11 protein-coding genes and 1 riboswitch are annotated in these 15,240 nt (G+C 72.2%); of the genes, 2 read left to right on the forward strand and 9 right to left on the reverse strand.

Going from position 1 to position 15,240, the window contains the following annotated elements; genetic code table 11:
* Positions 1 to 111 precede the first annotated feature (111 nt).
* Entirely contained in the window at positions 112 to 1,653 is a 1,542-nt protein-coding gene (locus ACIQOW_RS32975) for a cobyric acid synthase (RefSeq protein WP_401091187.1), read from the reverse strand.
* Positions 1,650 to 2,633, reverse strand: coding sequence for a cobalamin biosynthesis protein (locus tag ACIQOW_RS32980; protein ID WP_401091189.1), 984 nt, complete (start codon positions 2,631 to 2,633; stop codon positions 1,650 to 1,652). Before ACIQOW_RS32980 ends, ACIQOW_RS32975 begins: the two co-directional genes overlap by 4 nt.
* Positions 2,634 to 2,731: 98 nt before the next feature.
* Positions 2,732 to 2,865: riboswitch (cobalamin riboswitch) on the reverse strand.
* Between the two features lie 402 nt (positions 2,866 to 3,267).
* Between ACIQOW_RS32980 and ACIQOW_RS32985 the strand changes: the two genes are divergently transcribed.
* Together ACIQOW_RS32985 and ACIQOW_RS32990 are read left to right on the forward strand one after the other, a co-directional pair.
* Entirely contained in the window at positions 3,268 to 4,374 is a 1,107-nt protein-coding gene (locus tag ACIQOW_RS32985) for an alpha/beta hydrolase family protein (RefSeq protein ID WP_401091191.1), read from the forward strand.
* A 653-nt stretch (positions 4,375 to 5,027) separates the two neighbouring features.
* On the forward strand, positions 5,028 to 6,353 hold the full coding sequence (locus ACIQOW_RS32990) for a hypothetical protein (protein WP_188297309.1): 1,326 nt from the start codon (positions 5,028 to 5,030) through the stop codon (positions 6,351 to 6,353).
* A 177-nt stretch (positions 6,354 to 6,530) separates the two neighbouring features.
* Here the strand turns inward: ACIQOW_RS32990 and ACIQOW_RS32995 are convergent, their stop codons facing one another.
* The 7 genes from ACIQOW_RS32995 to ccrA all read right to left on the reverse strand — a co-directional run bounded on the left by ACIQOW_RS32995 (position 6,531) and on the right by ccrA (position 14,958).
* Positions 6,531 to 7,409 (reverse strand): CDP-alcohol phosphatidyltransferase family protein, encoded by an 879-nt coding sequence (locus tag ACIQOW_RS32995; RefSeq protein ID WP_401091193.1) that lies wholly within the window; start codon positions 7,407 to 7,409, stop codon positions 6,531 to 6,533.
* On the reverse strand, positions 7,396 to 8,088 hold the full coding sequence (locus ACIQOW_RS33000; RefSeq protein ID WP_401091194.1) for a phosphatidylserine decarboxylase: 693 nt from the start codon (positions 8,086 to 8,088) through the stop codon (positions 7,396 to 7,398). The genes ACIQOW_RS32995 and ACIQOW_RS33000 overlap by 14 nt, the downstream gene beginning before the upstream one ends.
* A gap of 489 nt (positions 8,089 to 8,577) precedes the next feature.
* The gene (locus ACIQOW_RS33005) at positions 8,578 to 9,780 is read right to left on the reverse strand and encodes an acyl-CoA dehydrogenase family protein (RefSeq protein ID WP_401091196.1); all 1,203 of its coding nucleotides are present in this window, start codon (positions 9,778 to 9,780) and stop codon (positions 8,578 to 8,580) included.
* Positions 9,781 to 9,990: 210 nt separating this feature from the next.
* A complete protein-coding gene (locus ACIQOW_RS33010; protein ID WP_401091198.1) occupies positions 9,991 to 10,494 on the reverse strand; it encodes a MaoC family dehydratase in 504 nt (167 codons plus the stop codon).
* An 11-nt stretch (positions 10,495 to 10,505) separates the two neighbouring features.
* Positions 10,506 to 11,519 (reverse strand): HpcH/HpaI aldolase/citrate lyase family protein, encoded by a 1,014-nt coding sequence (locus ACIQOW_RS33015; protein WP_401091200.1) that lies wholly within the window; start codon positions 11,517 to 11,519, stop codon positions 10,506 to 10,508.
* A 42-nt stretch (positions 11,520 to 11,561) separates the two neighbouring features.
* The gene (locus ACIQOW_RS33020) at positions 11,562 to 13,610 is read right to left on the reverse strand and encodes a protein meaA (protein WP_188297305.1); all 2,049 of its coding nucleotides are present in this window, start codon (positions 13,608 to 13,610) and stop codon (positions 11,562 to 11,564) included.
* A 10-nt stretch (positions 13,611 to 13,620) separates the two neighbouring features.
* Positions 13,621 to 14,958, reverse strand: a complete 1,338-nt coding sequence (gene ccrA, locus ACIQOW_RS33025) for a crotonyl-CoA carboxylase/reductase (protein ID WP_401091202.1) — start codon at positions 14,956 to 14,958, stop codon at positions 13,621 to 13,623.
* Positions 14,959 to 15,240: the final 282 nt, after the last annotated feature.

Genomic DNA, 15,240 nt, shown 5'->3' on the forward strand with positions numbered 1-15,240 from the left:
CCACTCCTGTCGTGCCCGGTTCCGCGGGACCAGCCTGGTCCCGCGGTCCTGCCTGGCTCTGCGGACCAACCTGGCTCTGCGGACCAGCCTGGTCTCGCGGTCCTGTCCGGCTCATGCGTCACTCCCAGGGGCCCCGGGCGGGACGAACGGCAGCGATCCGGCCGCCGGCACTCCGCCCTCGATCAGCTTCCACAGCGCGTCGGTGTCGGCGTGCTCCTCGATCAGGTCGCCCAGCCGGTCCAGCCGGGCCTCGCGCGCCGCGGCGAAGGAGGTGTCCGGCGCCGCGACGAACGCCCGGCCGGCCAACCCGGCCACCTCGCGCAGGAATTCGCGGCGGAACCCGTCGTTCTCCAGCGCGCCGTGCCAGGTCGTGCCCCAGACCGAGCCCACCCGGCAGCCGTCCAGGCCCTGCCCGTGGCCATCGGAGAGGAACACCTCCCCGCCGCCCTCGACCGTCACCACCCCGTGGTGGATCTCGTAGCCCTCCACCCGCTGACCGAACGCCTCGCCGACCGGCCGCGCCAGCACCTTCTCCACGCCGAACCGCACGTGCGTCGGCAGCAGGCCGAGACCCTCGACGGCGCCCGCCTTCGACTCGACCTCGTCCACGATCGAGCGCCCCAGCATCTGGTAGCCGCCGCAGACGCCGAGGAGCGGCAGCCCGGCCGCCGCCCGCGCCCTCAGGGCCGGCTCCAGGCCGCGTTCGCGCAGCCAGGCGAGGTCCGCGACGGTGGCCCGGGTGCCGGGCAGCACCACCAGGTCGGCGTCGGCCAGCTCCTCCGGCCGGGTCGCCCAGCGCACCAGCACGCCCGGCTCCTGCGCGAGCGCGTCCAGGTCGGTGAAGTTGGACAGCCGCGGGAAGCGCACCACGGTCACCCGCAGCACGTCCGCGCCGAGCGGCCCGCGGCCGTCCACCCGGTCCACCACGGTGGACAGGTCCAGCGAGTCCTCGGCGTCCAGCCACAGCCCCGGCAGCATCGGCAGGGTGCCCAGCACCGGACGGCCGGTCAGCTCGTGCAGCATCTCCAGCCCGGGCGCCAGCAGCCGCGCGTCGCCGCGGAACTTGTTGACGAACCAGCCCGCCACGTGCCGCTGGTCCTCCGCCGAGAGCAGCGCCAGCGTCCCGTACATCGCCGCGAAGACCCCGCCGCGGTCGATGTCCCCGACCACCACCACCGGCAGGGCGGCGGCCGTGGCCAGGCCCATGTTGGCGATGTCGCGGTCGCGCAGGTTGATCTCGGCGGGCGAGCCGGCGCCCTCGCAGACGACCACGTCGTAGCGGCGGCGCAGGTCGGCCAGGCACTCCAGGGCGCGCTCCAGCAGGACGGGCTTGCGCTCGCGGTAGTCCAGCGCGCCCACCTCGGCGACCGCTCTGCCGAGCAGCACCACCTGGCTGCGGCCGTCCGCGCCCGGTTTGAGCAGCACCGGGTTCATCGCCGCCTCCGGCTCCACCCGGGCGGCCTGCGCCTGCATCGCCTGGGCGCGGCCGATCTCGGCGCCGCCGGCGGTGACGAAGGAGTTGAGCGACATGTTCTGCGCCTTGAACGGCGCGACCCGCACACCCTGGCGGACGAGCCAACGGCAGATCCCGGCCGTCACCACGCTCTTGCCCGCGTCCGAGGTCGTCCCCGCGACCAGCAGCGCGTTCGTCATGCCCTTCCCCTCTTCTTCCCCAGGAACGCCCGCAGCAGGACGTGCCCCGAGACCGTCGTACCCAGCGCCAGTGCGCCCACCCGCCGGGACAGCGCGCAGGCCCGCTCGATGTCGTCCACCGTCACCGGGCGCAGCTCCGCGCCCAGCACCGGACGGTGCTCCACCCGCTCGCCGTACCGGAGCGTCCCGCCCAGCCGAACGCCCACCGCGCCGGCGAAGGCCGCCTCCGCCTGGCCCGCGTTCGGGCTCGGATGCGCGGAGCCGTCCCGCCGCCAGACCCGCCAGGCCGTCCTGGGCTCGGGCGCGGCGGCCACCGTCAGCAGCGCCGTCAGCCGGGCGCCCGGCCAGCCCGCCAGGTCGTCCAGCCGGGCCGAGGCCCAGCCGAACCGGGTGTGGCGCGGCGAGCGGTGGCCCACCATGGCGTCCAGGGTGTTCACGGCGCGGAAGGCCAGCAGACCGGGGGTGCCGGCCAGGGCGCCCCAGGTCAGCGCGTTCACCACGGCGTCGGCGGTGTTCTCGGCCACCGACTCGACCACCGCCCGGGCGATCTGCTGCTCGTCCAGTGCGCTCGGGTCCCGTCCGCACAGGTGCGGCAGCCGCTCGCGGGCGGCCGCGAGGTCGCCCGCGGCCAGCGAGCGGCCGATGGTGCGGGCCTCCCGGGTCAGCGAGGTGCCGCCGAGCACCGTCCAGGTCGCGGCCGCCGCCAGCGCCGCCCGGCCCAGCGGGCGCCGGCCCACCGTACGGTCCAGGGCGAGCGCGCCCGCCGCGACCGCGCCGACGCACAGCGCCGTGTACCCGGCTCCGGCGGCGCGGTCGTCGCGCCACAGCCGTCGCTCCAGGGCGGTCGCGGCGCTGCCGAAGGCGGCCACCGGGTGGCCCCGGCGGGGGTCGCCGAAGCGGGCGTCCGCGGCGTGGCCCGCGACGGCGCCGAGCGCGAACGCGGCGGCGCGGGTCAGCGGGCGCGGGGTCAGCGGGCGCACGGCGGAAGGCAGCTCGAAGTCCGGCGGGGCGGGGCAGCCTGCATCGGGTGCGTGTCCTCACTCAGGGTCCGCGCCCTGGATCGACGTGACGGGGGCGAGAGTCTCCTGGCTTCCGGGTCGGACGCACCCTCGGAGCCTTCCAGCGGCCTTCGACGGCCCGCCGTGGCGATGTTCCGAGCGTGCTCCCCGGTGACAGTGGCGGGACCGCGCCGGACTTCCACCGGCTTCCTCTCCATGCCCTCCGTTTGGCCCCAGGATCCCATCACGGGCCAGAACCGGGAGTCAACCGAGGTCACGGAGGGGTTGGTCACACCCGGACATCGCTGACGCCCCCTCCGATCGCCCGACCCGGCACCGGCCCGGTCCGCTCTCGCCGGCTCCCGTCGCCAGTCTCGCCACTCCCACCACTCTCGTGACTCTTGTGACTTTTCACCGGGACGAGCCCGTCCCCTTCCGCCTGGGTACCTCCGATCGCCCCCGTCCTCCTCGCCACGGGCTTCTGGCACCTCCTCAGCACCGCCGGGGCATCGCCCGCATGACCCGGATGGCCCAGTCCGGTGGCCGGGCGGGCGGGGCGCCGGTGAACTGGTGCCCGAGCACCGTCCGGTGCGTGAGCAACAGAGCGGGGAGCGAAATGCGTTGGGGAACCGCCGCCGTCGTGGCGGCCGCCGCGGTCGGGGCCGCCGTGCTGGTGGTCGGCCGCCGGGCCTCCGAGCGGATGGTCCGTCCGGCGACCGCCGTCCAGGAGTCCGGGCCGGTCGTGGTCCGCGGTCTCGCTCCCGGACGGATCACCTTCTCCCGCGGTCCCGAGAGCCTGCGCCCCGGCCGCTGGGCGGTCGAGTGGGCGGACGGCGGGCACGCGGTCGTCGAGGAGGTCCTGCACCGCGACGAGCAGAGCGTCACCCGCCGGCTGGTCCGCGCCGACCTGGGCACCCTCACCCCCGGCACCGAGGTTCGCTTCACTCCCCGCGTCCACCTCGGCGACCCCACCGAGGCGCTCGGCCTCGCCTTCACCGACACCACGGCGGACGGCGAACTCGGCGCCCTGCCCGCCTGGCGACTCGACGGCCGGCGCGGCACCTGGGTGATCCTGGTGCACGGCCCGGAGTCCGACCGCGGACAGACCCTCCCGGTGCTCCCCGTCCTCGACCGGCTCAGGCTGCCCGTCCTCGCCGTCACCTACCGCGGTGACGAGGGTGCCCCCGCCTCCCCGGACGGGCTCAGCCACTTCGGCGAGACCGAGTGGCGCGACATCGAGTCGGCGGTACGGCTGGCACTCGACAACGGTGCGGGCAAGGTGATCCTCTACGGCTGGTCCCTCGGCGCCACCATGGTCCTCCAGACGGCGGCCCGCTCGGCCTGGTCGTACGCCATCCGCGGGCTGATCCTCGACTCGCCCGTGCTCGACCTGCCGGCCTCCGCCCGCCGGGACGCCGCCCGGGCCGGCTTCCGGGGCGTCGCCGCCGAACTCGGCGCCCTCGCCGCGGAGGGTCGCACCGGCGTCGACCTCGCCGACTTCAGCCGGATCGCCGAGGGCACCGACCTGCGCGTCCCCACCCTCCTCCTGCACAGTCCGGCAGATCCGATCGCCCCCTTCCGCACCGCCGAGAAGCTGGCCGCCGCCCACCCCGACGTGGTCAGCCTCCGGGCGTTCCCCGGCGCCGGCCACGCCACCCTCTGGAACGCCTCCCCCGATCACTACACGGAGCTTCTCCGCCGCTGGCTCACACCGCTTCTCTAGGGCGGGACGTGCCCGTGGGGGAGAGGCCCGCCGGGCTCCGGCGCTTTTCCCGAGAGCTTCACCTGTTCACGAATGAACGTTTCTCTATTTCGCCGGGCGGCACGAGAAGTCGAACCGGCCGACTTCTCGTGCACTATGACCCCGCCGGTCCGTGCGCCATCCGTCCGGATTGGGGCTGGACAGCCCCGCCGGGCGTTGGCGGAACGGGATTCCCCCAGGAAATCCACCCCCTCGGCCGGGGCAAAAACTTGCCCCTCCTCTCAACCCCTGTCGCTACACAGTGTGACCGGTCGGACATTCCCGGCGACGGAGGCGCCTTGGGTGGCATGGCCGTGTCACACGTTTCCGGCCAGGCAGTTTGCCGTGGTTGCCCGATCTTGCGGAGGTGGCACAGGCGGTCGCCCGGTCGTACGGACAACCGGATGTGACAGAAGGCCGGTACAAGGGGAAGACTGCTCGACGTGACGTCTCGGAACCCGCGCGACCGTGATGCCCCGCTCCCGCCGACGATCGGTACCGGTGCGACGGTGACCCGTCTCCCCGGAACGGCCCAACGGCCCGCCGGTGGCAGGCAGGGCGGGGCGGGTGTCCCCCGTAACGGAGTACCCCGGCGACGAGGGCCCGCTCCGGCTCCCGGTCGGGGCCGGGTTCCCGTGCCGGAGGGCTTCCCGGCACCCTCCGAGCTGGCGCCGCTGGCCCGCCGGATGCTGGTCGACGCCGTCCGGATCGCCCGCTGGGCCGGCGAGCTGTCCGAGGTCGACAAGCGCGGCGAACTGCTCCCGGACGACGCCCGGACGGCGGGCCGGGCGCTGGCCATGACCGTCGGCGCCGCCGCCAAGGCCTGGGGACAGGCGCTGCTGGTCGGCCTGGTGGAGGCCCGGGACGGCGGAGCCGGCCCCGGCTGGCGCCTGCACGCCTGGGAGCACGACGACGAGGCCGTGGTGCGAGGCTGGTCGGCGCTGTTCGACGCCTGGACCCTGCTCGCCCCGGTGCCGCCCGCCGCGCTGCGCGGCGTGTTCGCCGTACTGGCCGGGCAGGCCGTGGACCAGGCCCCGCAGCTGCTCTCCTTCCTGCACCTGGTGGACGGCCCGGTCGCCGAGAGCGAGCTGCTGGAGCTGCTGCGCCGCGGACTGGACGAGCGACGGGTCGGCGCCGGTCTCGGCGGTCCGGGCCTGTCGCCCGTGCCGCACGCCGCCTCCGCCGTCTCCGCCGTCCGCGGCACCTGCCGGGCGCCGCAGATCGACACCCCGCCCGCGCCCTCCGACGTGGCCGCCGTCCTGGACTGGATGCTGGACGGCCTGGCGGCGGTCGGCGCCCTGGTGCGCAGGAACGATGCCGCAGAGCTGTCGCCGCTCGGCCACTGGGCGGTGCGGGCGAAGCTGGAGGAGATCTGCACGGTCGCGCAGACCGCGGCCGGGCACATCGAGCAGAGCGCCTTCGAGCTGCTGAACGCCTGTGCGGACTACTCGCCGGGCCCGGCCCGCGCCGAGTTCCGCGCCTGGGTCGCGGCGCGTCCGGCGGACCGGGCGGTGGGCGAGCTGCTGGACGCCGCTCAGGGCGACGACGCGCTGGTGCGCGGGCTCGCCTTCGAGGCGCTGCGGGTGGCCGGGGGTCCGGCCGAGCAGGCGGTGCGCGCGTCGGTGGACGAGCCGGTGCTGCGTCCTTACGCGCTGCTCTGGCTGGCGGAGCGCGCGGACGAGGGCGTCTCCCCGGCGGACGTGCTGGGTGCGGAGGATGCGGCCTGGCTCTGGGTGGACACCGCGGCCGCGGTGCTCGACCACGGTGAGACGGAGCTGCTGGTGGGCCACGTCGAGGGCGCCTCGGCCGGCGACCCGGTCCGGCTCTTCGCCAGGGCCCGGCAGTCCGGGCACCCGCGGGCGGCCTCGGTGCTGACGGCGGTCTCGGGCGTGCACCCGGACCCGGTCGTGGCCCGGGCGGCGCGGCGCTCGGCGTTCAGCGTGCACACCGGGGGCGCCTGAGTTTTATGACAATTGCGGAGGAGTCCGGGGTCCGCAGCGACGGCCGCCCCGGCGTCCGTACCGACGGTGTCTGAGCCCGTACCGACGACGCCCCGGCTGTCCCGGCTGTTGTGACACACGAGGAAGGGCCCGGAACCAACAGGTTCCGGGCCCTGACTCTTATGACAATTGCGGGGATCAGCCGACCCGCGACTCCGCCCGCCGGGCGCGGACGTCGCCGACCTTCTGCCCCACCTTGCGGCGGATGACCAGCAGCGGCGCCATCGCGGCGAGGGTGATCTGGGCGAACGCACCGACGTGCATCAGCCTGTCGCCGCCGGGCAGGCCGGTGGCCCACGCGGCCAGGCAGCCGATGGAGACCACGATCCAGCAGAGCGTGGCGGTGGCCAGCAGCCCCTGCGGCTTCGGGTACTCGATCCGGCTGACCATCAGGTACGCCGCGCCGAAGATGGCGAGCAGACCGGGCAGGAACGGCGGGTCGAGCAGCACGATGGCGATCACCGTCATCGCGCCCATCGGGCAGGGCATGCCCTGGAACACCCCGGGCCGCATCTTCACGGCCGAGAAGCGGGCCAGCCGCAGCACCACGGCGAGCAGCACGGTGATGGCGATGAGCGCCGACAGCTTGCTGTTGGAACCCTGGGAGACCATGCCCCAGACCGCGACGAAGTAGGCCGGCGCGATGCCGAAGCTGATCAGGTCCGCCAGGTTGTCCAGTTCCGCCCCGAGGGCCGAGGAACGCAGCTTGCGCGCCACCAGGCCGTCGAAGAGGTCGCACATCGAGCCGATCAGCAGCAGTGTGACCGCGGTGGCGGCGCTGTGCCGGTCCGGAGCGGCGTCCGGGTTGGTGATGTGCGGGACCAGGACCCCGGTGGTGATCGAGTAGATCGCCAGGAAGCCGCAGACGGCGTTCCCCAGGGTCAGGAAGTCGGCGGTGGACAGGTGCTGGGGAGAGCGCGGAGCGCGCAGCTCGCGGTCGCGCGCCCAGCGGCGGCGGCGCAGGGCCGTCTCCTCGTCGTCCAGGCCGACGATTGTCTCAGGATCAGTCACGGTCAAGGCGCGTCACCCCGGCTGTGGTCTTCTGGCCGACCTCGACGCCGACCTCGACGCCGACCGGCAGGTAGGTGTCGACCCGGGACCCGAACCGGATCAGACCGATCCGGTCGCCCTGCTCGACCTTGGTACCGGCGTCGACGTACGGCACGATGCGGCGGGCCACGGCCCCCGCGATCTGGACCATCTCGATGTCGCCGAGCTCGGTGTCGAAGTGCCAGACGACCCGCTCGTTCTGGTCGCTGTCCTTGTTGAACGCGGGGACGAAGCCGCCCGCGACGTGCTCGACCGACGTCACCGTGCCCGGCAGGGGCGCGCGGTTGACGTGGACGTTCAGCGGACTCATGAAGATCGCGACCCGGGTGCGGCCGTCCGGCCAGGCATCGATGCTCTGCACCACGCCGTCGGCGGGGGAGATCACTCTGCCCGTGCCGATCTCACGCTCGGGGTCGCGGAAGAACCACAGCATGCCGGCGCCGAGTGCGCAGGCGGGTACCGCAGCCAGGGCCCACTTGCCGCTGCGCCTGGTGAGGGCGGTGGTCACGGCGGCCGTGGCGAGGGTGGGGACGAACCAGGGGGTGGCTCCGCGCGCGATGGTCACGCGGGGTCGCCGACCGGCCGTCGGGGCTGCGAGGGCATCGCGGTCCGTGACGGAGGTGTGAGGGGACGGGCTGATGGGCATCGAAGACCTTTGTCGCGGGGGATCATGGCCGCTGGACGGGGGCCACCGCGGAATCGGTAATAGAGGGACGGCTTGCTGTCCCGGTGGATGCTATCGGGAGCACACGGTGGGTGGGCAACCCGCCTGCTCGTTCAGGTGTCCGGTGGCGGCGCGTGTGCGCGTCCACTCCCACGACCGTAGCTCGGCCCGGTCCGGTTCCCAAGGGCCCGGACACGCCTGGTGACTCTTGTCTCAACGGGTGGGCGAACGGAACCCGGTGGGCGTAACGGCCGTAGCGGCCGCGAGCAGGTGTGCGGAAGCGGCCGCAGGGCGCGTCGATGCAGCTGTACGCCCTGGGGCCGCTTCCGGAGGGCCGTGCCGGACCCTGGCGGACCAGGCCGGGCCCGTGACGGGGCACGGCGCTCCGCCGGGACGGGCCCGCACGCCCGTCGACCGGCGGTTCGAGGGGCCGCCCGGCGACGTGGTCCGTCGAACGGGCGGCCGGGGGGGTCACTCGGCGATCCGGTACTCCTCCAGGAGCCGGCGTCCGACGATCATCTTCTGGATCTCCGCAGTACCTTCACCGATGAGCAGCATCGGGGCCTCGCGGTAGAGGCGCTCGATCTCGTACTCCTTGGAGAAGCCGTAGCCGCCGTGGATGCGGAAGGCGTCCTCGACGACCTCCTTGCAGTACTCGGAGGCGAGGTACTTGGCCATGCCGGCCTCGAGGTCGTTGCGCTCGCCGCCGTCCTTCTTGCGGGCGGCCATGACCATCATCTGGTGGGCGGCCTCGACCTTGGTGGCCATCTCGGCGAGCTTGAACTGGATCGCCTGGTGCTCGGCGATCTTCTTGCCGAAGGTGGAGCGCTGCTGGGCGTAGGAGATGCCGAGCTCGAAGGCGCGGCGGGCGACGCCGCAGCCTCGGGCGGCCACGTTGACGCGGCCGACCTCGACGCCGTCCATCATCTGGTAGAAGCCGCGGCCGGGGACGCCGCCGAGGACGCGGTCGGCCGGGATCCGGACGTCCTGGAGGATCAGCTCGGTGGTGTCGACGCCCTTGTAGCCCATCTTCTCGATCTTGCCGGGCACGGTCAGGCCGGGAACCCCGGGGTTCGGGCCGAAACCGGACTCCTTCTCGATCAGGAAGGTGGTCATGTTCCTGTACGGGGTGTCGCCGCCCTCGTCGGTCTTGCAGAGGACCGCTACCAGGGTGGAGGTGCCGCCGTTGGTGAGCCACATCTTCTGGCCGTTGAGGACGTAGAACTCCCCGTCCTTGACGCCCTTGGTGGAGATGGCCGAAACATCGGACCCGAGGCCCGGCTCGGACATCGAGAAGGCGCCGCGGATCTCGCCGGCCGCCATCTTCGGCAGGAAGTGGTCCTTCTGCTCCTGGGTGCCGTGGGCGTTGATCATGTGCGCCACGATGAAGTGGGTGTTCACGATGCCGGAGACCGACATCCAGCCGCGGGCGATCTCCTCGACCACCAGGGCGTAGGTGAGCAGCGATTCGCCGAGGCCGCCGTACTCCTCGGGGATGGTGAGACCGAAGAGGCCGAGCTGCTTCATGCCCTCGACGATGGCGGTCGGGTACTCGTCCTTGTGTTCCAGCTCGGTCGCGACCGGAATGATCTCCTTGTCGACGAAATCCCGCACGGTGGCGAGGATGTCCCGCTGGATCTCGGTGAGGCCTTCGGTCTGTGCGAGGCGTCCCATCGTGCGGCTCCGAAATGGTCTGAGGGTCTGCGGAAGGTCGGGGAATCCCCCCGGGGGGGGGGATTGCGGGGGCCCTGCCGGCGTGGCTGCGGCAGCAGGGCCCCCGGTACCGGGTGGGGCGCGGCCGATGACGGCGGCCTGCCCGTCCGGGGTCTCTCGGCAGGGGGGATCCTCCACGGACGGAGGGTCCCCCTTATAAAGGGGAGAGGATCAGGAGAGCGGGGTCGGACGGCCGGGCTGCTCGCCGCCGCGCTCCTTGGTGTACGTCTCGGTCGGCACCATCACCTTGCGGCGGAAGATGCAGACGACCGTGCCGTCCTGCTTGTACCCCTTGGTCTCGACGTACACGATGCCGCGGTCGTCCTTGGACTTGGACGGCCACTTGTCGAGCACGGTGGTCTCGCCGTAGACGGTGTCGCCGTGGAAGGTCGGCGCGACGTGGCGCAGCGACTCGATCTCCAGGTTGGCGATCGCCTTGCCGGAGACGTCAGGGACGGACATGCCCAGCAGCAGCGAGTAGACGTAGTTGCCCACCACGACGTTCCTGCCGAAGTCCGTCGTCTTCTCCGCGTAGTTGGTGTCCATGTGGAGCGGGTGGTGGTTCATGGTGAGCAGGCAGAAGAGGTGGTCGTCGTACTCGGTGACGGTCTTGCCGGGCCAGTGCTTGTAGACCGCGCCGACCTCGAACTCCTCGTAGGTGCGTCCGAACTGCATGCCTCGGGCCCTCAGCTTTCCGGGATCTCGAACTTGGTGGTGCGCTGCATGCCCGCGGCCCGGCCCTTGCCGGAGACGACCAGTGCCATCTTGCGGCTGGCCTCGTCGATCATCTCGTCGCCGAGCATCGCGGAGCCCTTGGCGCCGCCCGCCTCGGAGGTGCAGTAGTCGTACGCGTCGAGGATCAGCTCGGCGTGGTCGTAGTCCTCCTGCGAGGGCGAGTAGATCTCGTTCGCGGCGGCGACCTGGTCCGGGTGGAGCACCCACTTGCCGTCGAAGCCGAGGGCGGCCGAGCGGCGGGCGACCTCGCGGTAGCCCTCCTGGTTGCGGATCTGGAGGTACGGCCCGTCGATCGCCTGGAGGTCGTTGGCGCGGGCGGCCATCAGGATGCGCATCAGGATGTAGTGGTAGGCGTCGGCGCCGTAGCCCGGCGGCTGCTCGCCGACGACCAGCGACTTCATGTTGATGGAGGCCATGAAGTCGGCGGGGCCGAAGATGATGGTCTCCAGCCGGGGCGAGGCCTCGGCGATGGCGTCGACGTTGATCAGGCCCTTGGCGTTCTCGATCTGAGCCTCGATGCCGATCCGGCCGACCTCGAAGCCCATGGTCTTCTCGATCTGGGTGAGCAGCAGGTCGAGCGCCTTGACCTGCCCGGCGTCCTGGACCTTGGGCAGCATGATGCAGTCGAGGTTGGGGCCGGCGCCCTCGACCACGGTGATCACGTCCCGGTAGGTCCAGTGCGTGGTCCAGTCGTTGACCCGCACGACGCGGGTCTTGCCGCCCCAGTCGCCGTTGTTGAGCGCGTCGACGATGTTGTGGCGGGCGCTCTCCTTGACCAGCGGGGCGCAGGCGTCCTCCAGGTCGAGGAAGACCTGGTCGGCGGGCAGGCCCTGGGCCTTCTCCAGGAAGCGCGGGTTGCTGCCCGGCACGGCGAGACACGAGCGGCGCGGGCGCAGACGGTCGAAGCCGGCGGCGGAGCCGCTCGGAGGAAGGGTGGTGGCGGGCGACGGGTGGGGAGCAGTCATAAGAATCGAGGGTTCCTTCCCAGTGGTCAGCTGGTCAGCTGGTCAGTTCGTGGCCGCGGTCGGTGCGGGCGTCCACGGCTGGAGTTTGTTGGCCAGCCGGATCTCGTCCACGATCCGGCCGATGATGGTGGTGATGCCGAAGTCCTTCGGGGTGAACACGGCGGCGACGCCGGCGGCCCTGAGGGCCTCGCCGTCCGCTGCCGGGATGATGCCACCAACGATCACCGGGACATCCTCCACCCCGGCGCGGCGCAGCCGCTTCAGGACGTCGGGCACCAGCTCGCTGTGCGCGCCGGAGAGGATGGACAGGCCCACGCAGTGCACGTCCTCCGCGACGGCGGCGGAGACGATCTGTTCCGGGGTCAGCCGGATGCCCTGGTAGACCACCTCGAACCCGGCGTCGCGGGCCCGGACGGCGATCTGCTCGGCGCCGTTGGAGTGCCCGTCCAGGCCGGGCTTGCCGACCAGCAGGCGCAGTCTGCCCGCGCCCAGCTCCTCGGCGGTCGCGGCGACGGCGGCCCGGACCTGCTCCAGTTCGCCGCCGGGCTCGGCGGCCACGGCGACGGGGGCGCCGCCCACGCCGGTGGGGGCGCGGTACTCGCCGAAGACCTCGCGCAGGGCGAAGGCCCACTCTCCGGTGGTGACGCCGGCCCGGGCGCAGGCGAGCGTGGCCGGCATCAGGTTGGCCTCGGTGGCGGCGACGGCCTTGAGTTCGGCCAGCGACGCCTGGACGGCGGTCTCGTCGCGCCCGGCGCGCCAGGCCTCCAGGGCGGCGAGCACGGACTGCTCGGAGGCCGGGTCCACCACCATGATCGCGGTGTCGAGGTCGGCGGTGAGCGGGCTCGGCTCGGTGGTGTCGAAGCAGTTCACCCCGATGATCTTGTCCTCGCCGGACTCGATCCGGGCCCGGCGGGCGGCGTGCGAGGCGACCAGGTTGGACTTCAGGTAGCCGGACTCGACGGCCGGGATGATGCCGCGGTTGCCGGCCTTGGCCCCCATCTCCAGCACCTTGGCGATCTCCGCCTCGGCACCGGCCAGCAGCTCGGCGGTCTTGGTCTCGACGACCTCGGAGCCGTTGAAGAGGTCGCCGTACTCCAGCAGGTCCGACTCGTACGCCAGTACCTGCTGGATGCGCAGCGACCACTGCTGGTCCCAGGGCCGCGGCAGGCCGAGCGCCTCGTTCCAGGCGGGCAGCTGGACGGCCCGCGCCCGGGCGTCCTTGGAGAGGGTGACGGCCAGCATCTCCAGGACGATCCGCTGGACGTTGTTCTCCGGCTGGGCCTCGGTCAGGCCGAGCGAGTTCACCTGGACGCCGTAGCGGAAGCGGCGCTGCTTGGGGTCGGTGACGCCGTACCGCTCCAGGGTGACCTTCTCCCACAGCCGGGCGAAGGCGCGCATCTTGCACATCTCCTCGACGAAGCGCACACCGGCGTTCACGAAGAAGGAGATCCGGGCGACCACCTCGCCCATCCGCTCGGCCGGCACCTGGCCGGAGTCGCGCACGGCGTCGAGCACCGAGATGGCGGTGCACATCGCGTAGGCGATCTCCTGGACGGGCGTGGCCCCGGCCTCCTGGAGGTGGTAGCTGCAGATGTTGATCGGGTTCCACTTGGGGATGCTGCCGACCGTGTAGGCGATCATGTCGGTGATCAGCCGCACCGACGGGCCGGGCGGGAAGACGTGCGTCCCGCGCGACAGGTACTCCTTGACGATGTCGTTCTGGGTGGTGCCGGTGAGCTTGGCGACGTCGGCGCCCTGTTCCTCGGCGACCACCTGGTAGAGCGCCAGCAGCCACATCGCGGTGGCGTTGATCGTCATGGAGGTGTTGGTCCGTTCGAGCGGGATGCCGTCGAACAGGGTGCGCATGTCGCCGACGTGCCCGACCGGGACGCCGACCCGGCCGACCTCGCCGCGGGCGAGCACGTGGTCGGAGTCGTAGCCGGTCTGGGTCGGCAGGTCGAACGCGACGGACAGACCGGTCTGGCCCTTCGCCAGGTTCCGCCGGTAGAGCGCGTTGGAGTCGCTCGCGGTGGAGTGGCCGGCGTAGGTGCGCATCAGCCAGGGACGGTCACGCTTCTGGGGCTCAGTCATCGGACCCGTCTCACACGTTGCGGAAGCGGTTGATGGCGTCGACGTGCCGGGCGCGGAACTCCGCGTCGCGTACGCCGAGGCCCTCTTCGGGGGCCAGGCAGAGCACACCGACCTTGCCCTGGTGCTTGTTGTGGTGCACGTCCAGGGCGGCCTGTCCGGTCTCCTCCATGGAGTAGACCTTGGACAGGGTCGGGTGGATCCTGCCCTTGGCGATCAGGCGGTTGGCCTCGAAGGCCTCGCGGTAGTTGGCGAAGTGCGAGCCGACGATCCGCTTGAGCGACATCCACAGGTACCGGTTGTCGTACTGGTGCATGAAGCCGGAGGTGGAGGCGCAGGTGACGATGGTGCCGCCCTTGCGGGTGACGTACACCGAGGCGCCGAAGGTCTCCCGGCCCGGGTGCTCGAAGACGATGTCCACGTCCTCGCCACCGGTGAACTCGCGGATCCTCGTACCCAGGCGCTTCCACTCGCGCGGATCCTGGGTGTGCTCGTCCTTCCAGAACCGGTAGCCCTCGGCCGAGCGGTCGATGATCGCCTCGGCGCCCATGGCGCGGCAGATCTCGGCCTTCTGGTCGCTGGAGACCACGCAGATCGGGGTGGCGCCGCCGGCCAGCGCGTACTGGGTGGCGTACGAGCCGAGGCCGCCGCTGGCGCCCCAGATCAGCACGTTGTCGCCCTGCTTCATGCCGGCGCCGTTGCGCGACACCAGCTGGCGGTAGGCGGTGGAGTTGACCAGGCCGGGGGAGGCGGCCTCCTCCCAGGTGAGGTGACCGGGCTTGGGCAGCAGCTGGTTGGTCTTCACCAGGGCCAGCTGGGCCAGACCGCCGAAGTTGGTCTCGAAGCCCCAGATGCGCTGCTCCGGGTCCATCATCGTGTCGTCGTGGCCGTCCGGGGACTCCAGCTCGACCGACAGGCAGTGCGCGACGACCTCGTCGCCCGGCTTCCAGGCGTTGACCCCGGCGCCGGTGCGCAGCACCACGCCGGCGAGGTCGGAGCCGACCACGTGGTACGGCAGGTCGTGGCGCTCGGTGAGCGGCGACAGCCGGCCGTAGCGCTCCAGGAAGCCGAAGGTGGAGACCGGTTCGAAGATCGAGCTCCAGACGGTGTTGTAGTTCACCGCGCTGGCCATGACGGCGACCAGGGCCTCGCCCGGGCCCAGCTCGGGCAGGGCGACGTCGTCGAGGTGAAGGGACTTGCGCGGGTCCTTGTCGCGGCTGGCGAGGCCCGCGAACATCTGCTCCTCGTCCTTGTGGAGCGTCACGGCCCGGTAGGACTCGGGGAGCTTGATCGCCGCGAAGTCCGCCGACGTGGTGTCGGGGCTGAGGATCGCGTCGAGGATTTCCTGCATGGCTGCCTCCGAAGGCGTACCTGTGTGAGGGGCACAGGGCGTCTGGGGGAGCCGGGAGCGGACACCGGCTTCGCTGAAGTGGGTGGTGGGCGGGTCAGGCTGGCGCCCGGGGGTGGACCGGGCCGTTCTGGCACTGTTCCCGGGGTGTGGGAACGCCGGACCGCGGCGCGCCGAGGTGGGGAGCCGCGGCGCCGCGACTGGTGGGTAACAAGGTAGTGGCACCCTGTGCCACTCGTAAAGACACCGGGTGCCAGGAATTCCGACGGCTTCGGAGGCTGCGTG

Origin of the sequence: Kitasatospora sp. NPDC091335, assembly GCF_044757205.1 — a bacterium.
In the GTDB taxonomy this organism is placed as follows: Bacteria; Actinomycetota; Actinomycetes; order Streptomycetales; family Streptomycetaceae; genus Kitasatospora.